This window comes from uncultured Psychrobacter sp. (assembly GCF_947488565.1).
Classification (GTDB): domain Bacteria; phylum Pseudomonadota; class Gammaproteobacteria; order Pseudomonadales; family Moraxellaceae; genus Psychrobacter; species Psychrobacter saeujeotis.
On sequence record NZ_CANKZC010000002.1, the window covers coordinates 532,327 to 557,385 of the forward strand.

Annotated in this window: 24 protein-coding genes; 19 read left to right on the forward strand and 5 right to left on the reverse strand. The window is 42.3% G+C overall.

What is annotated here, in order from left to right; translation table 11 throughout:
• Window positions 1-35: 35 nt before the first annotated feature.
• The 6 genes from ruvX to Q0890_RS06555 all read left to right on the forward strand — a co-directional run bounded on the left by ruvX (window position 36) and on the right by Q0890_RS06555 (window position 3,902).
• On the forward strand, window positions 36-557 hold the full coding sequence (gene ruvX / locus Q0890_RS06530) for a Holliday junction resolvase RuvX (RefSeq protein WP_299218757.1): 522 nt from the start codon (window positions 36-38) through the stop codon (window positions 555-557).
• A 129-nt stretch (window positions 558-686) separates the two neighbouring features.
• The gene (locus Q0890_RS06535; protein WP_299218759.1) at window positions 687-1,217 is read left to right on the forward strand and encodes a hypothetical protein; all 531 of its coding nucleotides are present in this window, start codon (window positions 687-689) and stop codon (window positions 1,215-1,217) included.
• Window positions 1,218-1,246: 29 nt separating this feature from the next.
• Window positions 1,247-1,573 (forward strand): sulfurtransferase TusA, encoded by a 327-nt coding sequence (tusA, locus tag Q0890_RS06540; RefSeq protein ID WP_299218762.1) that lies wholly within the window; start codon window positions 1,247-1,249, stop codon window positions 1,571-1,573.
• A gap of 66 nt (window positions 1,574-1,639) precedes the next feature.
• A complete protein-coding gene (gene xerD / locus Q0890_RS06545; RefSeq protein ID WP_299218764.1) occupies window positions 1,640-2,578 on the forward strand; it encodes a site-specific tyrosine recombinase XerD in 939 nt (312 codons plus the stop codon).
• A gap of 43 nt (window positions 2,579-2,621) precedes the next feature.
• A complete protein-coding gene (locus tag Q0890_RS06550) occupies window positions 2,622-2,960 on the forward strand; it encodes a DUF3817 domain-containing protein (protein ID WP_299218766.1) in 339 nt (112 codons plus the stop codon).
• A 333-nt stretch (window positions 2,961-3,293) separates the two neighbouring features.
• Entirely contained in the window at window positions 3,294-3,902 is a 609-nt protein-coding gene (locus tag Q0890_RS06555; protein WP_299218768.1) for a methyltransferase, read from the forward strand.
• Between the two features lie 78 nt (window positions 3,903-3,980).
• Here Q0890_RS06555 and lptG read toward each other — a convergent pair whose 3' ends face one another.
• Together lptG and lptF are read right to left on the reverse strand one after the other, a co-directional pair.
• On the reverse strand, window positions 3,981-5,189 hold the full coding sequence (gene lptG / locus Q0890_RS06560; RefSeq protein WP_299218770.1) for an LPS export ABC transporter permease LptG: 1,209 nt from the start codon (window positions 5,187-5,189) through the stop codon (window positions 3,981-3,983).
• On the reverse strand, window positions 5,189-6,391 hold the full coding sequence (gene lptF / locus Q0890_RS06565) for an LPS export ABC transporter permease LptF (RefSeq protein ID WP_299218771.1): 1,203 nt from the start codon (window positions 6,389-6,391) through the stop codon (window positions 5,189-5,191). The genes lptG and lptF overlap by 1 nt, the downstream gene beginning before the upstream one ends.
• 518 nt (window positions 6,392-6,909) lie before the next feature.
• Between lptF and Q0890_RS06570 the strand changes: the two genes are divergently transcribed.
• The 4 genes from Q0890_RS06570 to sstT all read left to right on the forward strand — a co-directional run bounded on the left by Q0890_RS06570 (window position 6,910) and on the right by sstT (window position 11,488).
• Complete coding sequence (locus Q0890_RS06570) at window positions 6,910-7,515, forward strand: cysteine hydrolase family protein (protein WP_299218773.1); 606 nt, start codon at window positions 6,910-6,912, stop codon at window positions 7,513-7,515.
• 316 nt (window positions 7,516-7,831) lie between these two features.
• Complete coding sequence (locus Q0890_RS06575; protein ID WP_299218775.1) at window positions 7,832-9,502, forward strand: leucyl aminopeptidase; 1,671 nt, start codon at window positions 7,832-7,834, stop codon at window positions 9,500-9,502.
• A gap of 21 nt (window positions 9,503-9,523) precedes the next feature.
• The gene (locus Q0890_RS06580) at window positions 9,524-10,003 is read left to right on the forward strand and encodes a DNA polymerase III subunit chi (RefSeq protein WP_299218777.1); all 480 of its coding nucleotides are present in this window, start codon (window positions 9,524-9,526) and stop codon (window positions 10,001-10,003) included.
• Between the two features lie 282 nt (window positions 10,004-10,285).
• Complete coding sequence (gene sstT, locus Q0890_RS06585) at window positions 10,286-11,488, forward strand: serine/threonine transporter SstT (RefSeq protein ID WP_299218779.1); 1,203 nt, start codon at window positions 10,286-10,288, stop codon at window positions 11,486-11,488.
• A gap of 92 nt (window positions 11,489-11,580) precedes the next feature.
• On the opposite strand, the gene Q0890_RS06590 is transcribed toward sstT, so the two are convergent.
• Window positions 11,581-11,904: a chaperone modulator CbpM gene (locus Q0890_RS06590; protein WP_299218781.1), complete on the reverse strand. Its 324-nt coding sequence runs from the start codon at window positions 11,902-11,904 to the stop codon at window positions 11,581-11,583.
• A gap of 104 nt (window positions 11,905-12,008) precedes the next feature.
• Window positions 12,009-13,040: a DnaJ C-terminal domain-containing protein gene (locus Q0890_RS06595; RefSeq protein WP_299218783.1), complete on the reverse strand. Its 1,032-nt coding sequence runs from the start codon at window positions 13,038-13,040 to the stop codon at window positions 12,009-12,011.
• A 337-nt stretch (window positions 13,041-13,377) separates the two neighbouring features.
• On the opposite strand from Q0890_RS06595, the gene Q0890_RS06600 reads away from it, so the two are divergent.
• Window positions 13,378-13,740, forward strand: coding sequence for a septal ring lytic transglycosylase RlpA family protein (locus Q0890_RS06600; protein ID WP_299218785.1), 363 nt, complete (start codon window positions 13,378-13,380; stop codon window positions 13,738-13,740).
• Window positions 13,741-13,852: 112 nt separating this feature from the next.
• On the opposite strand, the gene Q0890_RS06605 is transcribed toward Q0890_RS06600, so the two are convergent.
• A complete protein-coding gene (locus tag Q0890_RS06605; protein WP_299218787.1) occupies window positions 13,853-15,874 on the reverse strand; it encodes an ATP-binding cassette domain-containing protein in 2,022 nt (673 codons plus the stop codon).
• A gap of 543 nt (window positions 15,875-16,417) precedes the next feature.
• Between Q0890_RS06605 and erpA the strand changes: the two genes are divergently transcribed.
• The 8 genes from erpA (at window position 16,418) to Q0890_RS06645 (ending at window position 25,010) form a co-directional block, all read left to right on the forward strand.
• Window positions 16,418-16,798 (forward strand): iron-sulfur cluster insertion protein ErpA, encoded by a 381-nt coding sequence (erpA, locus tag Q0890_RS06610; RefSeq protein ID WP_299218789.1) that lies wholly within the window; start codon window positions 16,418-16,420, stop codon window positions 16,796-16,798.
• A 403-nt stretch (window positions 16,799-17,201) separates the two neighbouring features.
• On the forward strand, window positions 17,202-18,776 hold the full coding sequence (gene gshA / locus Q0890_RS06615) for a glutamate--cysteine ligase (RefSeq protein ID WP_299218791.1): 1,575 nt from the start codon (window positions 17,202-17,204) through the stop codon (window positions 18,774-18,776).
• Window positions 18,777-18,842: 66 nt separating this feature from the next.
• On the forward strand, window positions 18,843-19,364 hold the full coding sequence (locus Q0890_RS06620) for a disulfide bond formation protein B (protein WP_299218793.1): 522 nt from the start codon (window positions 18,843-18,845) through the stop codon (window positions 19,362-19,364).
• Window positions 19,365-19,814: 450 nt separating this feature from the next.
• The gene (locus tag Q0890_RS06625) at window positions 19,815-20,474 is read left to right on the forward strand and encodes a copper resistance protein NlpE (RefSeq protein ID WP_299218795.1); all 660 of its coding nucleotides are present in this window, start codon (window positions 19,815-19,817) and stop codon (window positions 20,472-20,474) included.
• 262 nt (window positions 20,475-20,736) lie between these two features.
• Window positions 20,737-22,269 (forward strand): UDP-N-acetylmuramate:L-alanyl-gamma-D-glutamyl-meso-diaminopimelate ligase, encoded by a 1,533-nt coding sequence (gene mpl, locus Q0890_RS06630; RefSeq protein WP_299218797.1) that lies wholly within the window; start codon window positions 20,737-20,739, stop codon window positions 22,267-22,269.
• A gap of 386 nt (window positions 22,270-22,655) precedes the next feature.
• Entirely contained in the window at window positions 22,656-22,910 is a 255-nt protein-coding gene (locus tag Q0890_RS06635; RefSeq protein ID WP_299218799.1) for a GlsB/YeaQ/YmgE family stress response membrane protein, read from the forward strand.
• Window positions 22,911-23,139: 229 nt separating this feature from the next.
• Window positions 23,140-23,694 carry a peptide deformylase gene (gene def / locus Q0890_RS06640; protein ID WP_299218800.1) on the forward strand — a complete coding sequence of 185 codons (555 nt, stop codon included), beginning with the start codon at window positions 23,140-23,142 and terminating at the stop codon, window positions 23,692-23,694.
• Window positions 23,695-23,834: 140 nt separating this feature from the next.
• Window positions 23,835-25,010, forward strand: coding sequence for a type III PLP-dependent enzyme (locus tag Q0890_RS06645; protein WP_299219015.1), 1,176 nt, complete (start codon window positions 23,835-23,837; stop codon window positions 25,008-25,010).
• Window positions 25,011-25,059 lie beyond the last annotated feature (49 nt).

Genomic DNA, 25,059 nt, shown 5'->3' on the forward strand with positions numbered 1-25,059 from the left:
ATTGGACCTCATGGAAATAGGAGATACATAGAGTGATGGTAGAGTCTGATCCTTCTCTTGAAGCTGTTGGCACGGCTATATCGGAACCTGAGATTAAGCCGCATCTTATCTTGGCCCTAGATTATGGTGTCAAAAAAATGGGAATGGCACTTGGTAATACTGTGACCGAGACTGCCCGCGCATTTGATATCTTGGCCATGAACAATGGACAGCCAGACTGGGACAATCTATTGGGCATTATTAAGGTTTGGGGAGTTACCCAAGTGCTCGTCGGACTCCCTTTAAATATGGACGGTAGTAGCTCTATGCTCTCAAAACGGGCGCACAAATTTGCGCGTCGCTTGGCTCATAGATTAATGGAGCAGCGCCTGCCTGCAAAAGTGACACTATGTGATGAGCGTCTAACTTCTATGGCTGCAAGAGAGATCGCTTGGGAAAACGGTTGGATTCGAAATGAGCGTGACCCAATCGACGACATCTCTGCCTGTATTTTATTATCAACGTACTTTACCGACCCAAATAGCAGCATGGCCATCAGTGCAATAAAACCTGATTAGTTGAATCATTAGACAGTCGAATGTTGCACTCATTCAAAGACGATGTTCTGACTCAATTCTATGCTCTGTCTAAGCATACCGCTGTTAAATAAAGTCTTATAAACCTTTACGAACAAATGACTGATCGTTATGACCAATGTTTCAGACCAACCAACGCAATACGGTTTTGCCCCGCTTGCTATCGCACGTATTAAAGGTGCACAGCGTGCCAATCAAATAGCGATTTATCTTATTTACGCTGCTATTATCGCTTTTATGGTCTTTGGCACCATTGCTAGTATTAAAGCATTCCATGACAATCAGCTACTATATCGACTGTTTTTTAATCTGCCTTATGCGCTGATAGCATTGACCATACCTATCACTATTTATGACGGTTTTGTCATTTACCGTTATCGCTTAAACCAACCTTCGATGATTGCTTTAAGCATTGGTGTATCTACAGTCGTACTGGTCGGCGGGCTGTTATTCGCTGATACTGCCTGGTTGGGACTGGCATCGTGGCTTGGAGTGGCGTTTTTATTTAAAGCAAACTTTAAGCGCTTTTTTAACTTTTTGGAAGCCGAAGCAGAAACTGAAGAAGAGCTTGGAAACGAACATGTAACTGATGAAAAGTTGCCCCAAGCTCCTAAAGAGTCTTCAATCGACAGCAATTTCTAAATTTACTACTTATTTTTAATATGACGACTATGACTACCTCGACACCCAATACCGCTATCAATCATCATTTGGATACCCAAGGACTTATATGTCCGGAGCCAGTTATGATGCTGCATCGAACCATTCGTAAAGCCGATGGCGGCGATATCATTGAAATTCTTGCAACCGATCCTGCGACGACGCGTGATATTCCTAATTTTTGTCGTCATCTCGGTCACGAGCTTGTACATCAAGAAACACTGGCTGAAAACGTACACTTAAATGCTGATCCTGATGAAATCACCATTGATAGCGATGATGCTACGCCTACAAATATGACACTTTATCGATATTTGGTTAAGAAAAAAACGGCATAGAATTTCTAAGCGTGTCTTTGTGAATATCTTTCATCGCTGTCTTTATTCTTACTTGAGCACTATTTTATGAGTCGTGATCGCGCCGTGCAACAACGCCAACCTAAAGCACTGGCAGTAGACGACGAGCCCAGTTATATGACTGAGTTTCGTCAAGCGATGCTGGCCCGTGGTCTGGCGACACGTACGCGTAACGCTTATGTCCGCGATTTGCGTACTTGCGAGCTGACCAATCCCCTTGCCTTAACGAAATGGCAAGCTGAAGATGTATTGCATTGTCTGTCACTTCTTGCTCAAGATGATAAAACCCCGCGCACTCAAGCACGTATGCTCTCAAGCCTACGTCAATTCTACTTATGGATGATCGCCAGCAACCTGCGCGAAGATAACCCGTGCGAGCGTATTAAAAGTCCTAAACTTGGACGTCCTTTACCAAAAGATTTAGCCGAAGCAGATGTCGATAACCTACTTGCTGCACCTGATACTAGCACCGCGCTGGGTCTACGTGATAAAGCTATGTTAGAAGTGTTATATGCTTGCGGCTTACGGGTTAGTGAGCTGATTAATCTTGCGCTTGAACAAGTCAATCTTAATGCTGGCTGGTTACAGATTACGGGGAAAGGCAATAAAACGCGGCTGGTACCGCTAGGCGAATATGCAGCGGACGCGCTGGACGATTATCTGTCTCATGGGCGTGGCGATTTGATTGCGCATTTAAAGTCTGGCAATTGCCAAGCGGTGTTTTTGACCGCGCAAGGCGGTTATATGACGCGGCAGAACTTTTGGTACTTATTAAAGAAATACGCCAAAGTTGCCAGTATTGATAAAGAGCTATCGCCGCATACGCTACGTCACGCCTTTGCGACTCACTTGCTCAATCATGGCGCGGACCTTCGTAGCGTGCAGTTGTTATTGGGCCATAGTGACTTATCGACTACGCAGATTTATACCCATGTGGCGACGGCAAGATTGCAAAAATTGCATGCAGAGCACCATCCGCGTGGCTAAAATTAAAATCTAACATTATCGATGATTGTAAAAGGAATATATCGTGTCGCAAGCTCAGTCGTCTCTTCAGCCTACCCTGACAAAAGGGCAAAACTCTGCACTCAAAAACCTTACCATTATGGGTTACTTAGAAGGTACGTCCTTTTTATTATTACTTGGTGTCGCAATGCCACTCAAATATATGTTGGGTATTCCTGAAGCGGTAAGATATATCGGTATGGCACACGGGGTACTATTTATCGGTTATATTCTGGTACTTGTATTCACTGCGAGTAAAATAAAAATGCCACTATGGGCACTGCCTGCTGGTGTGCTTGGCTCGTTTTTGCCCTTTGGTCCGTTTATATTTGATCATTTTTTGAAGAAGCGTTTGGAAAAGTAGTTTGGAAAAGTAGTTTGGAAAAAAATTGAGTATCAGTAACGATGTTACAGATGAATACAACTTATAATATTGAGATAAAAAATCGCTAATTATGAAGGTTTCAAAATGAACTTCGATTAAAAATTATGTGGTTTTTCCATTTATCAACTTTAAACCTTGATCTTTATTAAATATGCTTTTAACTCAGAACTAAAACACAATTTTATTCTTCTGAATTACCGACCACTATGTGAAATACAATTCTATCAATCCCTAGCTGCAAACCTATCCTTTTCTCGTTACAATACCTGTCATAGCTTATTAACTTTTTCCTATCTATTATCCGAGAACCCTATGAGCCATAGACCTCCTGCTGACCTATTAAAAAACGCTGAACACTGGCGCGAAGACATTCATTTTAAAGAGGATGTGCTGGGTAAGCCGTTTGAATTTACCACCACTTGGGGCATTTTTTCACCGCAAAAGCTTGATGACGGTAGCCTCATGCTGCTTGATTATGTGGACTTTCAAGCGGATGATGATTCGATCGATCTGGGCTGCGGTTATGGTGTGCTCGGTATGACAGCAGCGCGCGAATGTCCAAATGGTCAGCATACTTTGATTGATAAAGACTTTATGGCGGTAGAATATGCACGCCGTAATTGCGTGCAAAATGGTCTAAACAATGTCGATGTGCATTTATCAAATGGCTTTAATCATGTGGCAAAAAACAAAGACTTTAGCCTTGTGATGTCAAACTTGCCAGCCAAGGTCGGTAAGGAGCAGCATTATCTATACTTCCTCGATGCCTATGCTCGTATGCGCCAAGGTGGACGTTTTTATGTGGTCACGATCAACGGCCTACGCCAGTTTATGAAGCGCTCGTTTACCGAAGTATTTGGTAATAGTGAAAAGGTCAAGCAAGGCAAGACCTATACTATTACGATGGCAACCAAAGACTAAAACGATTTATATCTGCCATAAAAAAAACACGCTAACGTTAGCGTGTTTTTTTATGCATACTTTAGGACGCACCCTAAGCTACATCTGCCGTTTTATCAGATAAAAACCTAAGGCTGCACTACCGATAATTGGTAACAGTACCATGAGCATGGGCGAGAAGCCCGTCGCCAATGAGACGAAGCCGACCAAATCTTGCACATAGCTAAATAGCAAACCAAAAAGTAACGCGACGACGATACGCAAGCCTAGGCTATGCGTGCGCAATGAGCCAAAAACGAATGAACAAGCGACAATCACCAGCGATAAGATGGACAGCGGTGATAACAGCTTTTGCCAAAATGCAAGCTCATGTGGCAACGAGCGCTTGCCTTGTCGTTGCATAAATTGACGATGTTCATAAAGCTGTGTCAGAGACAAATCCTCTGCTTTGCGAGTCAGTAAATAGACGGACTCAGGTGCAAAGGGCAGACTTAGAGTATCTAATGAGGTCTTAGATTGGCTACTCTCAAAACCTTGATTAATGGTCAGCTTAGTCATGTTATTTAGCTGCCACTCGTACCGATATTGCTCGCTTAGCTTGCCAGTAGTGCCCAAAGATTCCCGACCAATGTACTGCCCACCCATCGCATGAGTGGCTGTTTGTAAATCACCATTATTGTCCAGATGCCAACGTTTGACTTCACCAATGTTACCTTGTACATCCGCATAATCGATATATAAAATATCACTGCCATCAGGCTGTACATTACCGTCCGTATTGCTTTCAGTTGTAGTTTGAAAGCGCGGCTGCATCGTCCAGTAGCCACGTACTGAAGTGACTAGTGAGCTGCTGTCTTCGTTGTTTATTTCACGAGCCAGTTGGTTAGAGTTGGGCAGTACAAACTGATTTAGCATTAGTGCCAATAGTACAAACAATAACGCTGGTTGCAATACCCAGCCGACGATGCGATATATACTGACGCCAGCGGCACGCATGACGACAAGCTCACTTTTACTAGCCAGCAACCCCAAGCCCACTACTGCACCAAGTAGTGCGCCTGTTGGCATAAACTGCTCTAAAAAGTAAGGCGAGCGGTAAAAAATATATCTGAGCGCATCAGACATAGTATAACTATCAGACAAATCCTCAAGCTCAGACAAGTAGGTAAACAAGACTTGTAATGCCCATAGCCCAACTACCGCCGCGATAATCGCTAAAAGCGCATTGGTTTTGACATAACGTCCAAGCACCTTTAAATTGGAGGAACGGCTTTGAAAGATCTGAGCTTTAGATAACAAGGCGCGCATTAGAGCTGACCTCCATTAGAGTCTTTTATTGAATTATCGACAGACCCCAATGACTTATCTTCAAAACGCACACGCAATCGGTGCTGAAAGCGGCTGCCCCAATTCATATAAAGCGCCAATGCCATAAATCCTAGTACCAGCCATGCGTACGCCCAAACGCTCACGCTACCCTTACCCACAGCATTCTTCAAAGATATGATGCCAAGCGCACAACTGACAAACAATAAAATGGAGGGAAACAGTCGCAACCAGCGACCTTGACGCGGACGTACTTGTGCAAGCGGTACAGCAAGCATAGGAGCGATAATCATCAGCCAAGGTAGCGTAAAGCGGTAGCCAAGCTCACCTTGTGCTGCTCGTAGCGCATCAGCACTACCAACTTGCACACTGCCTGTAGCGGCCTGCCATAAAGGTCCGATTTCTTGGGTTTCAATATTGTTTTCAGTCACCACCTCTTTTGAGGATTCAGTTAACGTAATACGATAACGATCAAAGCCTACTTGATTGTACTTCAGGCTACCTGCGCCCACTTCATAACGTCGACCTTGGAATAGATCTAACTGCGTCACACCGCTACCAGCATTCTCTACTTGCTCAGCGCGCTTAGCCAAGGTAATGGTGTCTTTATTAATAGAATGATCCGTATTGTCAGCTGACTTTTTGGACGGCTCAGATTGGATAAGTACCACATCTTGTAGCTGCGTTTTGTCATCGCTAAGACTGCCTACATACAAATGATAATTACCGCTACTAATAAACTCATTGGGACGAATTAAGTCAAAAGCACTTGTCAATGCTTGTTGCTGCCAAACCGCCTCAGATGAGCGCACCCCCCACGGCTTACCGACAATCGATAATGCCGCCTCCCCTACAAACAATGCCAGAATTAATGGGGTCATCAATCGCGCAAGCTTACCGCGAGAGACACCGCTGGCATTGATAACCGCCATTTCTTGATCGACATACAGACGTCCAAACACCAGCATCAACGCAATAAAAAACGCTAACGGTAAAATAAGCTCTAAAAAATACGGCAAGTTATAACCAATAATGACAAACAATAAGCCAATATCGAGATTCCCTTCAGCAGCAATTCCAAAGTAACGTATTAGGCGACCACCAAGCATCATCACTACCAAAAAGCCCAATACCAAAGCAGTGGTTGAGGCAACCTGACGGGTCATGTAACGGCGTAATATCACAATAGGTACTCTTAAACAGTTGGTATTGGTGCGTTTCTTCGCAAACTTAATGACGGTTTTTAAGGTGTCGATTGGGTATTATAGAGATAGCATTGCTCAGGTAAATACTTAAATAAATATAAACATCATTGAACCACTGGTTAGCGACATCGTATAAAAATTAGTGACGACTAGCGAGCAAGACAACCGCTAATGCTAGCACGTTTTGGTAAAAAATAGCGGTGAAATGTGTTTGGAAACATTACCTAACCCTTGCCAACGGCTTATTTTTCATAACATAAAGTAGTCCGATACGATAAAGTCATATAGCTTAATAAAAACGATAGGTAGACTGGTTTAGTCATATAAAGGCTTTGAATGATTTGGTTTGAAAACATAAAAAGGTTTGTTTGTCATTCGTATCACTGATCGAATATCGGCGCTATTCATTGCTAAACTCATGTATTGTCAAAAATCACGATCAACATTTACTATACCAATAGTCTATTCCTTACTTATGCAGCCTAATGGAGAACAATATGTCTAACCCCTCTACCTTGCTTGAATTAGCTGGTGGCGAATTTGATACGCTTGATTGGTCAAATTGCGCTATCGTCTTTATCGATTATCAAAACGAATATGTGGACGGTGCTATGCCACTAGGTCAATCGGGTAGTAAGGCGATTGACAATGCACGCCTACTGCTTGATAAGGCTCGCAAAAAAGACCTTCCTATCTTTCATATCGCCCATCATGGTGAAGACAATGGCAACGTTTTTGATCCATTATCTTCTAATGTTGCTATTGTTGACGATTTAAAACCGATGAATGGCGAAAAAACCATTACCAAAAAGCATCCTAATGCGTTTTATAATACTGAGCTTAGTACACTTATCTCTACTGCGCAAAAGCAGCAAATTATCTTTGCAGGTTTTATGAGTCATATGTGTGTCAGCTCAAGTGTCAGAGCTGCCTTTGACTTAGGCTTTACTAATTTTGTCTGTCATGATGCTTGTGCCACTCGCGACCTTCCCAACGCTAAAAGAGAGACGATAAGTGCTAACACTATGCATGACACGGCTATGGCAGCGTTGCAAGATAGGTTTGCTGCGCTAGTATCGACTGACGAGCTGGTCAATGACTAATCAGTTGCAGATGGTGAGTGCGGGCGAATAGGGTAGAAAAACATATGGAAACATTCACTAACCCTTGCCCTCTGCGCACGAATTATTCAATATGCTACACTACACCCATAATCAAATATACTAAAAATGTATCGCTGTTAATGCAGTCGCTGTCAAAGTGTAGAAGTCATGATTTACTCATTTTAGGTTCAGAGTTTATCAATAAATGAATGATCAATAATCTGTCTTATTTAACTTTTTATTTTACAATTTTGATGTGAGTATCTGCATCATTTATCAACACTTTTTATATTACTACTCTAATAAGGATAACTATATGAATATCAAACTATCTCAGCATTTGCCAAAGACTCATACGCAAAAAATGCTCAAAAAAGAAGCAAAGAGTAAAGATGAAGCTTGCCTTGTGGTTTTGGTGGACGATAAAAAGAACATCCTTGCCAAATCGGCTTTAACTGACTATACCGCGCGTATCGAGCAGTTGATTGAGGTCTCACACTTTAACGGTAAAGCTTGCGAGACAGTGGCAGATTATGCGTTGGCAGGGGACAAAAAAACCACCAAGCAAAACCCTGTACAACTCTTATTAGTTGGCGCTGGTAATGTTGATAAACTGAACGAAACTGTTTTACAGAAGATTGCTAAAACCATCTATAGCAGCACCCAAAAACGTGTGGCATCGATTACTGTCGCATTGGGTGATACTCTAGAAGAAAACCATTTTGGTCAATTTGCCCTCAATCTATTGGCAGCAAGCTATCGTTTTGACAAATACAAGTCAGAGCAAACTACGCCCATATTGACCGATATCTATTTGGTGGCTGATGAGTCACTACAGCCTGCGCTAGATTTTGCCCAATCAGTCTTTGCAGGTCAAAGTCTGACCCGTGATGTCGCCAATGAGCCAGGCAATATTTGCTTCCCGGCGTATATGGCAGAACAAGCCGAAGCGCTTGCCAAGACTTATCCTGACCTATTAAAAGTGAGCGTACTTGGTGAAGATGAGATGTCAGCGCTAGGTATGGAGTGCTTTTTAGCAGTGGCTAAGGGCTCTACCAAAGAAGGTAAGCTGGTACTTATGGAGTATCGAGGCAAATCTAACTTTAGTGCCAATGCTGACGCTAGCAAAGAGGCCACTAGTAGTGCGAAAGTTTCTGGCAGTTTAAAAGCATTGGCTGATAAATTACCAACCAAAACCTCTAATAAGAAAACGGCTAAAAATGCAGTTACCAGTAGCGATGATAATGCACAAGCTGTAAACGATGATGCTCCTATCGTGTTGGTCGGTAAAGGCATAACATTTGACTCAGGTGGTATCTCAATCAAGCCTGGTGCGGCCATGGATGAGATGAAATTTGATATGGGCGGTTCAGCGTCTGTGCTTGGTACGCTCAAAGCCTTATGTGAAGCGCGTCTACCGATCAATGTTGTGGGCGCCCTCGCCTGCGCTGAAAATATGCCATCAGGCGATGCTACTCGCCCAGGGGATATCGTCAAAGCCATGAACGGTAAATCAGTTGAAGTCTTAAATACCGATGCTGAAGGCCGTTTAGTACTGGCAGATACCTTGTGCTACGTACAACGTTATCAGCCAAAAGCCATCATTGATGTCGCGACATTGACTGGTGCCTGTGTGGTCGCATTAGGTCATGTACGTTCAGCGGTCTTTAGTAATGATGAAGATGTATTATTTGAATTAGAGAACGCCAGTAATCAGACAGGTGATCTTATCTGGCATATGCCAATGGATGATGCTTATCAAGCACAGCTTGACTCGCCTATCGCTGATATGCAAAATATCGGTGGCAAAGGTGCAGGCGCTGTGACCGCTGCTTGTTTTTTGTCACGCTTTGTGAAAGAAGGTCAAGCATGGGCGCATTTAGATATTGCTGGCACCGCGTGGAGCTCAGGTAAAGATAAAGCGGCAACAGGTCGCCCTGTGCCATTATTTATGCAATACTTGAAAAATAGCGCAAATATGGCCTAATTCATTGACGAAAACCCATTTATGAAAATTAGCTTTTATGTATTAAGTGAGAGTAAAGCCCAAGATTTCTTGGGCTTTATTTGTCAGTTGACTCAAACAGCACTCAACAAAAGTAATCAATCACTATTAATTCTTACTCAAGATAAGACCTTGTTGTCGACGCTTGATGAGGCGCTATGGACTCAAGATGAGACAAGCTTTATCCCGCATCAATGCCTTGCAACTTTAACTAACGCTACCTCTGACGATAATGCTACTAAAGCAAATAATAAAATGTCAGCACCGGTTTTATTAGGTAGCTATATGCCTGCTGATTTTAACGGTATCGTACTTAATACCACGCTACATCCAGTCAACGACTTTACGGCAGTGACTAACAACGCTAAGCCCACTCGGGTCCTTGAGTTGATCAAGCCTGATGCAACCAGTGTGCAAGAAGGGCGTCATAAATATAAGCACTATAAACAGTTAGGCTATGAATTGACACACTTCAAAGTATAATTGACCAATCTTAAAACCATAGAATATCCTCTCTTATCGTCTTCACTCTTGTATAATAAACTTTCTAAATAAGCTGATTGAGAAAAAACTGGCTTGCCCATACTTACCTGCTGATTTTCTCTTATTCATTATATTTTTAACTTTGTATCATTGTTATTGTTGCTTTTATAGTCAACTAATAATCACTATTAGGTGAATAAGTTAAAAAATGCTACTATCTGTCGTCTCGTTTTTTATTGTTACTACAATTTATTTTTTACTGACGAATTTGAGGATAGATAGATGCGTTCATTGACTGCGATGTACAAGCGTATAGGGCTGGTACCGCTCATTATTATTGGTTTGATATTAGGGGTATTAATTGGTTGGCTGGCACCAAGTGTCGGTATTGCTTTGGGATTACTGGGAACGCTATTTGTCGGTGCGCTAAAAGCTGTGGCACCGATTTTGGTATTCGTCTTGGTCATGGCAGCAATTAGCCAACATCGTAGCGGTAACGAAGTCTATGTCAAACCTGTGCTTATCATGTATATTTTCGGCACTTTTCTGGCAGCACTAACTGCCGTAGGAGCGAGCTTCTTATTTCCGACCGAATTGGTTCTCGTAAATGCAGATATTGAGCAGGTACCGCCAGCTAACCTCAAAGAGGTATTGACGAACCTACTCATGAATCTAGTCGCAAACCCTATCAGTGCGATTGCTGAAGCCAACTATATCGGTATTTTGGCATGGGCAATTATTATTGGCTTTGCGCTGCGTCAAGCCAGCGACACTGCTCGTACCATCGTTGGCGATTTTGCTGATGCCATCTCGCAGGTCGTAAAGTGGGTCATCGCCCTAGCGCCTTTTGGTATCTTAGGTTTGGTTGCCAATACGGTCGCTGAGACCGGCTTTGCCTCTTTAGTAGGTTATGCTCGTATCCTAATGGTACTAGTCGGTTGTATGCTATTTATTGCGTTGATTGCCAATCCTCTTATTGTGCTTATCAAGACTGGCAAAAACCCTTATCCGCTCGTATTCACTTGTCTACGCGAATCAGGAATCACGGCATTTTTTACCCGTAGTTCGGCGGCCAATATTCCTGTCAACATGAACCTTGCAGGCAAACTGGGTCTGCACGAAGATACATATTCAGTCACCATTCCACTAGGTGCGACCATTAATATGGCAGGCGCGGCGATTACGATCAACGTCTTAACACTTGCAGCAGCGCATACTTTAGGTATCGAAGTAAGCTTTGCTTCAGCCCTTTTATTGAGTTTGGTTGCCACAGTCAGTGCTTGCGGTGCCTCTGGGGTCGCTGGTGGTTCGCTACTGCTAATTCCATTGGCAGCCAGTTTATTTAGCATTCCAAATGACATAGCCATGCAAGTGGTTGCAATCGGCTTTATCATTGGTGTCATTCAAGACTCAGCAGAAACGGCACTAAACTCTTCAACGGATGTTTTATTTACCGCTGCTGCTGATCCTAGGTATTCACGTTAATTTATGCACGTTTATTATTAGCGCTAACACTAATATGACAAAAGGGCTTCTAAAAGCCCTTTTTTTTGGTCTATTACTTACGATTGACGTGGCTATTTTAGCTGCTCAATATCTACTTCAATGATCGGCGCCTGCCTATCTATCTGGCGCTTAAGCTGGCGTAATTGCTCGACCTCATCTAATAGCTCAAGTATTAAACCAATCGCTGGTACACTGGCGTCAAAGTCGCGACTGAGACGTGAGGCACGGCGTACCGTTGTCAGCTGATAGCCGGTAAATTGCTGGTGCTCTGGTACATCATATTCAATGATGTTTTCTTCAATTAATGCTAGTACCCATTGATGGTCTTGACCACAGGCAGTCACTAGCTCATCTAAACTCATAATAATATCGGTAAATTCAGGCGAGTGTTTCATAATTATTATCCTCGTTTGCTCTTTATGTCGTCGTTATCGTATTCATCTTTGCACTTTATGACCTATAGCTTGTCACATTGATTGGCAGCTATAAATAACGACTTTTAACGATTAATAGCGGTATCGGCAAAAGCGTGTTTTAGGTGCTCATAAGCCTTAGTGGCAGCCTCGCTACTGATATCAGGATTAACGATGTTTAAGGTTAAATATAAGTCGCCCGCTTGTTTAGCAGGGATACCTTTACCTTTTAGACGCAAGTTACTACCTGATTTGCTGTTTTTAGGAATCGTGACACCAAGCGTACCTGCTGGCGTACTGATGTTGATTTTATCTCCTAATGCTGCTTCCCAAGGCGCAATATTGACCGTCTGATAGACATCTGCGCCTTCGATACGTATATTAGATGTGTGGCTGATTTTAACCTTTAAAAATAAATCGCCGTTTTTGCCGCCGCTCATGCCAGCCGCGCCTTGTCCCGCTAGGCGGATTTGCTTGCCATCCGTGATGCCTTTAGGAATCTTAATTTTGAGCGTTTTATTCTCATACTCTACGCTACCATTAGGCTGACGAACCGGCACATTTAACTTAATACTGTAGTCATCACCGCTATATACCGAGGCTAAATCCACCGTAATCTCTGCATGTTGGTCTTGACCCTTGCTATCTTGTGCGCCAAAACCGCCGCCAAATTGATCAAAGCCACTACTTTGCGTGCGACTGCCTGCCTGTCCACCAGCAGAGCCACGTGCCCCGCGACCAAATGCTGAAAATATATCGTCGAAGCGAAAGCCGCCACCACCAAAAGCTTCACCATCGCCAAACTGATCTTTGATATCTTCCCAGCGAAAGCCGCCTTGCCCGCCGCTAGCCGATTGACCACCAAAACCGCCAAAGCCTCCAGCACCGCTTTGACCAGCGAATGGATTGTCTAACATAGCATCATATTCGCTACGTTTGTCTTTATCTCTAAGCGTCTCATAGGCGTTATTGATTTCAGCAATTTTATTATCAGCATCTGGATCATCACTCACATCAGGATGAAATTGACGCACAAGCTTACGGTATTTTTTTTTGATATCAGCGTCTGAGGCGTCTTTTTTGACCCCTAAAATGTCATAGTAGTTTTTTTCTGCCATGTGGTAGTTCCTTAAAACAAAAGCATGTTGATAATATTGGTATGCCAATTTTAAATAATATGGTATGAAATTTTGATGTCACTTAACGATGATGATAACAATAAAAGAAGCAAAGACCGTTATATAAATATTAAGAGTAATATTGCTATTAATAGTTTCACTATAAAAATAAACACATATGAACTGGACAAACTGTGAACTCGAGCGTTTTTTACAGTACAGTAAGGACTAAGAAAGCTTTTTATTGTAAAATACTCATATTATTCATACTCATAGGGACTATGAATAACATAGGCAAAAGTATCTGTCTATTTTATAAACTACATATAGGTATTAAATGTCTTATTTGATCAAGTCTTTGATAGTCACGTTATCACTACTACTGACTACCACCGCATTTGCTGGTAATACCAGTTATTATGGTAGTAAGTTCCATGGCAAACGTACCGCTAGTGGTAGTATTTTTAATATGAATGCGATGACTGCCGCTCATAAAACGTTACCATTTGGTACAGAAGTAGAAGTGACCAATAAAAAGACGAAGCAAAGCGTCATAGTAAAAATTACGGACAGAGGACCTTTTACTCCGGGACGAATCCTTGATTTATCTAAAGGCGCTGCTGGTAAAATAAACTGTCAACTTTGTACCACCACTATGAAGATTTTATCTTATGGTGATGGTAAATACCGTAGACAATGATGTAGTAAAAAGGGAGAGCCGGCGCTCTCCCTTTTTTATGGCAACTACTACTTTATAGCTACCATAATGATTATTATAAGCGAACAACCATTTACTAAATCGTTAAAGCCACCTAGTCAAATTTTGCTTCCATTTCCTCTAATGTCGTCATTGAAAGCAGCAACTTCTCTTCATTATCGCTATGCTGCTGCTGTAGCGCACTTTGCTCGTCTAATAGTCTTAACAAGTCTGACTTTCGGCTCTCTTCATAAAGATCAGTATCAGCCAGCTTTTCTTCCAACGTTATTAGTTGCTTATCCATCTTGGCTAAAGCCTTTTCTGTGTCTTCGATGTCACGGCGAATAGGCGCTGTTAGCTTACGTTGTTCAGCCGCCAGCTTGCGCTGCTCATCTTTACTCAGTGCAGGCTGAGCAGTTTTATCTTTTATTGTTGCAGTAGATGTTTCATTATTTACTAAGCCAGTATCTGTTTCACGTGAAACAAACTTCTTACTCTCTTTTTTGCTTTTCTTTTTGCCAGTATTCTTATCTGGCGCATTCTCTTGTTTACGTTTTTCCGCTAGCCACTTACCATAATCGCTGATATCGCCATTGAACTCATCAATTTGACCATCGTGTACCAAATATAACTCATCACAGACGTTTGCAATGAGCTCACGATCATGCGAGACCAACACCACTGCCCCTTGAAACCCTTGCAACGCGATGGTCAACGCTTGACGCATTTGTAAGTCTAAATGGTTGGTCGGCTCATCGAGGACCAGCACGTTTGGGCGCTGCCAGACAATCAAAGCCAGTGTCAAGCGCGCACGCTCCCCGCCAGAGAAAAGCTTACTTGGGGTGTCAATACGATCCCCGCGAAAATCAAAACTGCCAAGGAACGAGCGCAGCTCAGCGTCAGAGGTCTTGCCTGCTAGGCGACGCAGCATTTGTAGAGGGGTGGCCGCTGCATCCAATGCATCCATCTGATGCTGGTTAAAATAGCCAAGTTTTAGGGTATCAGACACACGGTACGTACCTGACAAAATCTTTAGCTCACCGACCAAGGCTTTAATTAGCGTTGATTTACCCGCACCATTCATACCAAGTAAACCAAGACGGGTATCAGGTGTTACTTGTACGCTTGCGTTATACAAAAGCGGCGTATCGCTATAGCCAATATCAGCCTGCGTCATCTCAATCAGCGGTGAGCTCATATTAGCAGGCTCATAAAAACGGAACGAGAATGGGTTGTCCGCCATCATCGGTGATAGCTCTGCCATACGCTCAAGCTGCTTGATACGGCTCTGTGCCTGCTTGGCCTTACTGGCTTTGGCACGAAAGCGGCGAATAAAGTCATCTAAATGGGCTTTGGTTGCTTGCTGTTTTTCAAACGCTTGCTGCTGCTGCGCCATGCGCTCATGACGGGTACGAATAAACTGCTGATAGTTCCCTGTATAAAGGGTGATTTTTTGTTGTTCAACATGCAAAATATGACCGACGGTCGCATCTAAAAATGCTTGATCATGTGAGATGACAATGACTAGGCCAGTAAAGGCATTGATCCAAGTTTCGAGCCATAAAATAGCATCCAAGTCCAAATGGTTGGTCGGCTCATCGAGTAGCATCAAATCAGCACGGCTCATCAAAGTTTTGGCAAGATTTAAGCGCATACGCCACCCACCCGAGAACCCTTCTACTGGCAGCTCATGCTGGCTTGTCTTAAAGCCTAGTCCTGCCATGATTTGCGCCGCTTTGGTCGGCGTACGATAGCCATCGATTTCATCGAACTGCTGATGCAACACGCCAATCTGCTCATCACTGACGGCGCTCAAATCATTCAAAGCAGCATTAATCTCATACCACTGCTCGTCACCGCTCAAGACATAATCAATCGCTGTCTGGCTACTGGCACCGACTTCTTGCGCCATGTGGGCGACCTGCCAGCTATCAGGGATACTCACCTCACCCCTATCAAGGGTAACCTCGGTATCGCCTGCGCCCATTTGCGTGAGTAACAAGGCAAACAAGGTAGATTTGCCAGTGCCGTTGTTGCCCGTCAGGCCTACTTTGTGGCCTGGATGGAGCTGGAAGTTTGCGCCTGCAAACAACTCACGACCATCACGGCGAACACCAACGTCTTTAAATTCGATCATAGGACTTCTTCATCTCAACAGTAATATAAAATATAAAGCAGCAATAAAAACACACTTAGGGCGTGCCAATTGGCGGCTATTATTTCAAACGCCTAGCCGATAGGCAAACGATTAAATAACTATTTCAAATTCAAACAAATTTATGCTAAAAAGCTTATGAAATGACATAACACTTTTTATCGCATACACAGGTTTTAATATTTTTAGTGTCGTATCAATCTCATAATGATTAAGACCTCAGTATAGTATCGGGAGTAGTTTCAATAATGACTACTTATCTTTGGGTCATTACGCCAAGATATCCAGCATGGCTCTTGACAAATCCAACGCTACCCCCAGTATGATATACTGCAATAAGACAGATGCCAGCAACCATCAAAGTGCTGTGATTATACAAATATAATATTTATAATACGCCAATAGTTTTGCCATAATGACAGCACTCAATCAAATCAAACGCCGTGTGTATCTTTTTTTGCAAGCTTTTAATGGCAAACCCAAACAGGACGACGACAGCATTTGATCCTAGCAACTGAGGTAGATATGAACGAATCAGCCAACCAATTTAGTCCAAGCTCAAGCCAGCCTGTAGATCCCACTATCTTAAGTCTAACGGATAGTGCCGCTCAAAAAGTACGTCGCCTACGTGAAGAGGAAGGTGACAGCAACTTGATGTTGCGTGTCTATGTGACTGGTGGCGGCTGTTCTGGGTTTTCTTATGGTTTTAACTTTGCCAATGATCTAAACGAAGACGATGCCAACTTTGATAATGGCGATGTAACTTTGGTTGTCGATTCGATGAGCTATCAGTACCTACAAGGCTCTACTGTGGACTATACTGAAGGCCTAGAAGGCGCACGCTTTATCGTGACAAATCCGAACGCGACCACAACTTGTGGCTGCGGTTCATCATTCTCTATCTAAATGGCTTCTTCTATATCGACAGCCAATTTAGCTATTGTTTAAGTTATTTTTCCAAGCACCTATCTTATTGTTGGGTGCTTTTTAGTCTCAGACTTTATCCTAAGCATATAAGTACGCTGGAATCGGATAAAGCCTCTGAGAAAGTAATGCACATTTAATGAGAAAATACAGCTAAAAAACAACTATTGAGTTTGGGTTTTTGCTATTATTTTTTAACCAATTTTTCCGTCGGTATCCAGTCAGTTGGCCTTGGGTAAAGCTTATTGTATTTGTAATTGTCCGTGGTTTTCATAACGGCTTTGAGCTAAACTGACGGAATTCTTCATCCTAATATTTACCTCTTTTATGGTCAAACGTCAGTTGCGTTTTGATCTGCCATAATAAATAACAATAGATGACTATTATGAGTAATTTTGCAAGCAGCTTTGTTAATTTTGACATCCCAAATTGGTTTGACACTCAGCATTTAGCGGGTATGCTCCGCGGTATCGAAAAAGAAGGTTTGCGCGTAAAGCCAGATGGTTTTTTGGCGCAAACACCGCACCCAACCAAACTTGGCTCAAAACTCACCCATCCGTTTATTACGACGGATTACTCAGAAAGTCTGCTTGAGCTCATCACTGATCCCAAGACCTCTCCTAAAGAGACGTTAAATATGCTGCGTCAGCTGCATGTGCTGGTCTATCAGGGTATCCCTGAAGGCGAGCTGATGTGGCCGCTATCCATGCCATGCATGCTGTCGTCTAAAGATGAAGATATTCCGCTGGCTGATTATGGTAGCTCTAATACCGGTAAGCTTAAAACTTTATACCGCAGTGGCCTTGGTATTCGTTATGGTCGCCGTATGCAGGCTATTGCAGGCTTACATTATAACTTATCTTTCGGTGATAATTTATTTGAAGCTTGGCAAGCTAAAATACCAACCGCACAAAGTCAAACGCTGACAGAGTTTAAGAATGAAAAATATCTGGGCCTTATCCGTAATTTTAAGCGCTTGACCAGTTTGGTGCTATATCTACTGGGCGCCAGCCCAAGCGTTTGTCCTTGTTTTGTGGCCGGACGTGAACATGACTTAGAGCTGCTAAATGAGTCAACTTATTATAGACCTGCTGCCACCAGTCTACGTATGGGCAAGCTTGGCTATACCAATAGTGTGCAAGAGCAGCTAGACATCCGCTATAACAACTTGCCTGAGTATATCAAAGGATTACGCCGTGCTATTCAGACGCCGCATGAGAGCTTCAAGGCGTTGGGTTTAAATGATACTAATGGCAATCCTATTCAGATTAATGATCATATTTTGCAAATAGAAAACGAGTATTATAGCCCCATTCGCCCAAAACAAATTGCCATGAGTGGCGAGACACCAACCGAAGCGCTTGAGCGTCGCGGCATTGCCTACGTTGAGTTCCGCGCCATCGATCTCGACCCCTATAGTGATATTGGTATTCGTCTTTCTAGCGCCTGTTTCTTAGAAGTGATGGCGCTGTACTGTCTGTTAAGCGACTCTCCTGATCTGCTCCCTGACGAAGAAGAAGCACTGGCCATTAATCTTGAGCGCGTGGTAAATGAAGGCCGTCGTGAAGGTTTGCACATTATCAGTGATGGTGAAGAGCAATTGCTTGAGAGCTGGATGCTGGTACATTTAGAACGTATGCAGCCACTGGCAGCATTGCTCGATGCACATTATGGCGGTAATGATTACCGTGCAGCTGTGGCGTTGATGCAAGGAAAAGCAGGGCATCCTGAGTCGACCATCTCTGCACAAGTAAACTCCGATAGCAAAAGACTGGGCAGTCTATGGCAGCTTGGTTTTACCTTGGCACAGCAGCATCGTGATTCATTGTTACAGCAGACACTTAGTCCAAACACTCAAGCCAAATATGAGGTGCTGGCAGAAAAATCTATTTTGCAACAAGCAGAAGTTGAAACAGCTGAGACTGAAAGTTTTATAGACTTTTTACAGCAGTATCGTTAGTAAATGATTGACCACTATTAATACATCCTACTGATAAACAAACCATTTTATAAGAGTATGTCGCTCATGCAAAAACTGACCAATTATCGCAGTTTACAAGTATTTTTGGTCTTTATGACTGTGATTGGTATGAGTTACGCGTTGTTTTTTTTACAGCGTTATATGGGGTTATCTCCTTGTCCACTTTGTATCTTTCAACGTATTGGCATAATGGTCATGGGCGCTTTTGCATTAGTAGCCGCTTTGTTTCACCCAAAGTCAATTGCGGTACGCTTGCTGTTATGGTTTGGTAGCTTGGTGGGGATTGGCTGGGCTACAACCGTAGCAGCACGTCATGTTTGGTTACAGCATTTACCTGCTGACCAAGTGCCTTCATGTGGGCCAGGTTTAGATTATTGGCTCGATACCTTACCTATTTTACAGGTTTTTAAAGAGGTGTTTTCAGGCTCAGGCGAATGCGCAACTATCGATTGGACCTTTATGGGACTTAGTATTCCTGAGCAATCCTTGATATTTTTCAGCCTACTGTTACTAGTACATATATTGATATTATGGCGTATCTTTCGTCCAGTAGAGACACTAGCCTGATTCCAGTGGAGACACTAGCTTGATTATAGTCATTTAACTATTATCACGCTTTTATTATATCCTACCTTTTATACCACCTCATATCGTGTCTACGATAAAGTCTCCTAAACGACTGGTTATTAGCAATATAACTCATTTATGGTTACTTCCTCTAACAGAACACCTACATAAGAGTAATATTCGTTTGTTAGAGTAGCCAGCGTTTATTCCTTTTATATAACCGTTCATTCTTCAACTTTGACTATTTCTAATCTCGCTTATCCCAAAAGTAGGATTTGTTACAGATGAGTGGTCGCTTAATAAGAATTAAACACAAAAAGAGATAAAAACGCTTCATTGGAGTCGGTGACGTTTTTACAACGCTCCTGTAACTTATTGACGTTACTATTGAGAAGTCTATCAGTGTATGTCTAATACATTTTTTGCTATTAAAGAAGCATTTATTTTTATATGATGAAAAACTCTATTCCTACTCCGCTTGTTACGACCTTTTCTATCAAACGCTTTGGTAGTTTTTTGTTACCTCTGTCACTTTGTATGGTTTTGGCTGGCTGTGACAGTCAATCATCTACTACCGCTGCTGCTCATAATGCTTCTATGAAACAGTCTTTGACTGATAGCAAAGCTCGCCATGACAACAAGCATGACTCTATACAGGTAGACGACGATAGTGAAAGTGTTGCTGTAGCAGACAATATAACGAGTACCGATGACGGTAACTCTTTAATGATGGCGGCTAAACCTGATAGCCCTGACAACATACAGCGTCGACGTACTCCGATGATTTCAGATGCCAATACGGATAGCGAGCTGCAGGCGACTTTGATTGGCGATTATGTAGGTATATTGCCATGCTCATTTTGTTCTGGTATTACAGCGACCCTAAATTTGTTCGCTGATGGTTCAATCACCAAGACGAGCATCTACGAAAATCCAACGACTCCTAAAGTACCTCTGACTGAATATGGTATTTATCGTCAAGATAATGACACTATTACTATCGTTTATGAAAACGATCAAATTGAAAGCTATCGTATTGACAACAACCATCTCGTTATGCTGAATGATGACGATATCTTGAATACAGATTATACTTTATCACTCAAATAAGTAATTGTTTATAAAGTCAGCTACCATCATGTGTATATCAATATAATTACAACTTTATTAGCGCCTTTTAAATATACTATCTACGCCTACTAGTTGGGCGTTTTTTATTGGTTATCTATTGGTGTTTACTTTACAATAAGCGCTGCTAGCACTAATGAACAGGTTAGTAGCCGTTAGATACTGAACCTTTTTTAGTGTATTAAAGGTTCGTTTTTGCCAGTACAACTTCATTTAATTCTTATCATCATAGCGTGGAGCCTCTATGCACATTCATATTCTTGGTATTTGTGGCACTTTTATGGGCTCATTGGCTTTATTGGCGCGAGAGCTTGGACATAAGGTGACAGGCTCAGATGCTAGTGTCTACCCTCCTATGTCGACTCAGCTTCAAAACGCTGGGGTGACTATCCAAGAAGGCTACCTTATAGAGCATCTGCAGCCAACGCCTGATTTGGTGGTAGTTGGTAATGCGATGAAGCGTGGTATGGATGTCGTCGAATATGTGCTGGATCAAGGCATGAAATATACTTCAGGACCGCAGTTCCTCTCTGAACAAGTATTGCAATCACGGCATGTCTTAGCAGTAGCAGGTACGCATGGTAAGACAACCACGACGACTATGCTGGCATGGATATTACATTATGCAGGTATCGATACTGGGTTTTTGATTGGCGGTGTGCCATTAGTGGATACGAACGATACGCGCCTGCAAAACGTGTTTGCACATAGCAGCTATTTGGGGGCAGACATTGATTCCAATGAAGCAGCAAGCCCTACTAAAAAAGACCTTACAACATCCGCCGTATCAGGTTATTTTGTCATAGAAGCGGATGAATATGACTCTGCGTTTTTTGATAAACGCTCAAAATTCGTCCATTATCGACCTCGGACTGCTGTCTTAAATAACCTAGAATTCGACCATGCCGATATTTTTGCTGATTTGAATGCTATCCAGACCCAATTCCATCATATGGTACGTATGATCCCAAGTTCTGGCAAGATTATCATGCCAGCTACGACCAGCAGTTTAGAAGATACCTTGGCTAAAGGTGTATGGACACCAGTTTGGCGCACTGCTGTGACGGATGAGAAGCTTACTAACGTACAAGCGGTAGATAAAAAAAGCGCTACCAATGAGACTATTGCAAGCGACTGGCAAGCGGCACTATTAACAGAAGATGGCAGTCAGTTCAAAGTTAGCTTTAACGCTGACCCATCAGTGAGTGCTATCGTTGATTGGTCGATGAGCGGTATGCATAATGTCAATAATGCACTAGTTGCAGTAGCCGCCGCTTATGATGTCGGAGTAGATATCTCAACCGCATGTGCAGCGCTTTCAGCTTTTGCGGGTATTAAGCGTCGGATGGAATTAATCGGAGATGTTAACGACATTTTAGTATTTGATGACTTTGCGCATCACCCTACCGCGATTACAACCACCTTAGATGGTGCTAAAAAGAAACTCACCGACAGACGGCTATGGGCGATTATTGAACCACGTAGTAATACCATGAAAATGGGTATTCATCAGGACAGTCTGGCCCAATCAGCAGCGCTAGCAGATCATACACTTTGGTATGAGCCTGCTGGTCTTGAATGGGGATTACAAGAAGTCATTGATCGGGCAAAGCACAACAGCAATCAGCAAGTTGTAAACAGTATAGAAGATATTATCGAGCATATTACGACGCACGCCCGAGCAGGTGATGCGATTGTTATTATGTCGAATGGAGGCTTTGAAGGTATCCATCAGCGTTTATTAGCTTCGTTGTATGAATTAAATGCTCAAACTTAGCCCTTCTTGTTGAGTTGTGACTCATTGCAACTAATTAACAGCATATAGAATTGATTTGCATTTAAATGCGCTATTTTTATGATTAAAGATAGCGCTTTTTTATACCTTACTATAATCTCCATTTTCTCTGTTTATTTTTTGAACAAAAGTATGATTCTACTTAGTAACATCCATATCACTGAGATTACTTTTGTAACCTTCCATTTACCAATTTCATCTGCAAGATAGCAAATGGCTATCTTTTCTCACATAGTGCCTACACTGGTAACACTTTGTGCTTATTTATACTGACGTTAAGTGTTTACAATGCTGCTATCAACATTAGAAAAGTCTTAAGAAAAATTCATATAAAATTTTACTATTCGTAATACGTTAGGAGAACAATAATGAGCTTTATTTGGATGATCATCGTAGGTCTTGTTGCAGGACTATTAGCACGCGCTATCAAACCTGGCAGTGACCCTATGGGTTGGATTATGACTATCGTATTAGGTATCGTTGGTGCGATGCTAGGTGGTTTTATCGCCAGCCTTATCGGTATTAATGCTGATGGCGGCTTTACTGGTCTATTGTTCTCAGTCATCGGTGCTATCATATTGTTATTCTTGTACGAGATGATCGTGAACAAGCGCCGTGTATAACAGGTTTAGATAAACTAGCATAATCTATCAGACACCATAAAAGACTTTACTTATGTAAGGTCTTTTTTTATGCAAAATACTATTGCTATTTTTTAGATGCTATTAGGTATCTTATGTGACACCGTAGTACATCCTTTTATATGCTCACCCGTTGATTATTATCACTTTTGCCCTTATTTAACTTATAATACATTGCCTATTCAATTCGCTATTATCGAGGTGCTCCGTCATGGCATTACTCCCTATCTTAAGTTATCCTGATCCACGTTTGCGTACTATCGCCAAGCCAGTTAAAGAAGTCGACGATGAGATCAAAACTTTAATCACTGATATGATCGAGACTATGTATGACGCAGAAGGAATCGGTCTGGCCGCGTCACAAGTTGATCAGCATGTTCAACTGATCGTTATGGACTTGTCTGAAAACAAAGACTCACCTATGGTGTTTATCAATCCAAAAGTAACGCCGCTAGTAGAAGAAAAACAGCCATATGAAGAAGGGTGTCTTTCTGTGCCTGATGTCTATGATAAGGTTGAACGTCCCAATAAAGTACGTATTGAAGCAATAGATGAAAATGGTCAAGTCATTGATAAAGAAGTAGAAGGATTATTGGCTGTTTGTATTCAGCACGAGATGGATCATTTAAATGGTGTCATTTTTGTTGATTATTTATCAAGATTAAAGCAGACTCGCGCACGTGACAAAGTCCGTAAAGTACTTAAAGTACGTGAGAAACAGGGCGAGAGACAAGCAGATAAAGTGGCACAACCAACCAATGCTTAACTTATGACGCTTAGTTTATTGTTTTCTTTGTTATTTGATTCTTTCTAAAAGCTGTTTTCAAAAGCTATCTTTGTTCCTAGAGATTGGCTCTATTTATTGTCTCGTTATTCTATTTACCTTAAAGGCTTCTTCTCATGACCATGATCAAAATTGACCAATATTTTGACCCTACTGGCTGGAAAAAATTTACTAAAGCTGCTGAAGGTCGTGAGACGCCTTTGCTGGTGGTTGATTTGAGTCGGATTAAAACTAAATATGCTGAAATGGCAGATTTGTTCCCAACTGCTAAGATTCACTATGCAATGAAGGCCAGTCCGGCTGTAGAAGTTATCAATTTATTGTCTGAGCTTGGCTCAAACTTTGACTGTGCTTCTATTTATGAGCTTGATCGTGTCCTTGACTGCGGTGTCGATGCGTCCCGTATCTCTTATGGCAATACGATTAAAAAAGCGGCACATGTCAAATATGCTTTTGAAAAAGGTATTGATTTGTATGCAACCGACTCAGAAGCTGACTTAAAAAACATTGCCAAGCATGCCCCAGGATCAAGAGTGTTTGTACGTATTTTGGTACAAGGTTCAGATACCGCTGAATGGCCGTTATCGCGCAAGTTCGGTTGTCATCCTAATATGGCGCTTGAACTACTGGTACAAGCACGTGATTTGGGCTTAGTGCCTTATGGCATCTCATTCCATGTAGGTAGTCAGCAAAAAGACGTAGCAGCGTGGGATGATGCACTTGCCAAGGTCAAATATATGTTTGACTGGATGAAAAATGAAGAAGATATTAAGCTACAAATGATCAATTTGGGTGGTGGTTTTCCAGCCAACTATATCAGTGAAGTCAATCCTGTAAAGGTCTATGCGGAAGAGATTGCACGCTATTTAAGCGATGATTATAGTGCTGAGGACATGCCTGAAATTATCCTTGAGCCTGGACGCTCATTGGTTGGAGGTTCAGGTGTCTTAGTCAGTGACGTGGTACTCATTTCGCGTAAGTCGCATACTGATTTAGCCCGCTGGGTATACACGGATGTCGGCTTGTTTCAAGGTTTGATCGAAACCTTGGGTGAAGCGATAAAATATCCGGTCTATACGCCAAAAATGGAAACATCGACCAGTGAAGGCACAGTCGTACTGGCAGGCCCAACATGTGATTCAACCGATATCATGTATGAAGAAGCGGGTTATCAGTTGCCAGAAGAGCTAGAAGTTGGTGATAAAATCTATTGGCTAACGACTGGTGCTTATACCAACTCATACTCGTCTGTTGAGTTTAATGGCTTTCCGCCGTTAGAAGTGGTTTATATTGATTAAGATTTTGCCGATATTATCGATAAAAAAGGGCGGTACTGTGATGAGCAGT

Coding starts and splice junctions, on each gene's coding strand:
- ruvX (WP_299218757.1), top strand. CDS start 36: ATGGTAGAGTCTGATCCTTCTCTTGAAGCTGTTGGCACGGCTATATCG.
- Q0890_RS06535 (WP_299218759.1), top strand. CDS start 687: ATGACCAATGTTTCAGACCAACCAACGCAATACGGTTTTGCCCCGCTT.
- tusA (WP_299218762.1), top strand. CDS start 1,247: ATGACTACCTCGACACCCAATACCGCTATCAATCATCATTTGGATACC.
- xerD (WP_299218764.1), top strand. CDS start 1,640: ATGAGTCGTGATCGCGCCGTGCAACAACGCCAACCTAAAGCACTGGCA.
- Q0890_RS06555 (WP_299218768.1), top strand. CDS start 3,294: ATGAGCCATAGACCTCCTGCTGACCTATTAAAAAACGCTGAACACTGG.
- lptG (WP_299218770.1), bottom strand. CDS start 5,189: ATGCGCGCCTTGTTATCTAAAGCTCAGATCTTTCAAAGCCGTTCCTCC.
- Q0890_RS06570 (WP_299218773.1), top strand. CDS start 6,910: ATGTCTAACCCCTCTACCTTGCTTGAATTAGCTGGTGGCGAATTTGAT.
- Q0890_RS06575 (WP_299218775.1), top strand. CDS start 7,832: ATGAATATCAAACTATCTCAGCATTTGCCAAAGACTCATACGCAAAAA.
- Q0890_RS06580 (WP_299218777.1), top strand. CDS start 9,524: ATGAAAATTAGCTTTTATGTATTAAGTGAGAGTAAAGCCCAAGATTTC.
- sstT (WP_299218779.1), top strand. CDS start 10,286: ATGCGTTCATTGACTGCGATGTACAAGCGTATAGGGCTGGTACCGCTC.
- Q0890_RS06590 (WP_299218781.1), bottom strand. CDS start 11,904: ATGAAACACTCGCCTGAATTTACCGATATTATTATGAGTTTAGATGAG.
- Q0890_RS06595 (WP_299218783.1), bottom strand. CDS start 13,040: ATGGCAGAAAAAAACTACTATGACATTTTAGGGGTCAAAAAAGACGCC.
- Q0890_RS06600 (WP_299218785.1), top strand. CDS start 13,378: ATGTCTTATTTGATCAAGTCTTTGATAGTCACGTTATCACTACTACTG.
- Q0890_RS06605 (WP_299218787.1), bottom strand. CDS start 15,874: ATGATCGAATTTAAAGACGTTGGTGTTCGCCGTGATGGTCGTGAGTTG.
- erpA (WP_299218789.1), top strand. CDS start 16,418: ATGAACGAATCAGCCAACCAATTTAGTCCAAGCTCAAGCCAGCCTGTA.
- gshA (WP_299218791.1), top strand. CDS start 17,202: ATGAGTAATTTTGCAAGCAGCTTTGTTAATTTTGACATCCCAAATTGG.
- Q0890_RS06620 (WP_299218793.1), top strand. CDS start 18,843: ATGCAAAAACTGACCAATTATCGCAGTTTACAAGTATTTTTGGTCTTT.
- Q0890_RS06625 (WP_299218795.1), top strand. CDS start 19,815: ATGATGAAAAACTCTATTCCTACTCCGCTTGTTACGACCTTTTCTATC.
- mpl (WP_299218797.1), top strand. CDS start 20,737: ATGCACATTCATATTCTTGGTATTTGTGGCACTTTTATGGGCTCATTG.
- Q0890_RS06635 (WP_299218799.1), top strand. CDS start 22,656: ATGAGCTTTATTTGGATGATCATCGTAGGTCTTGTTGCAGGACTATTA.
- def (WP_299218800.1), top strand. CDS start 23,140: ATGGCATTACTCCCTATCTTAAGTTATCCTGATCCACGTTTGCGTACT.
- Q0890_RS06645 (WP_299219015.1), top strand. CDS start 23,835: ATGATCAAAATTGACCAATATTTTGACCCTACTGGCTGGAAAAAATTT.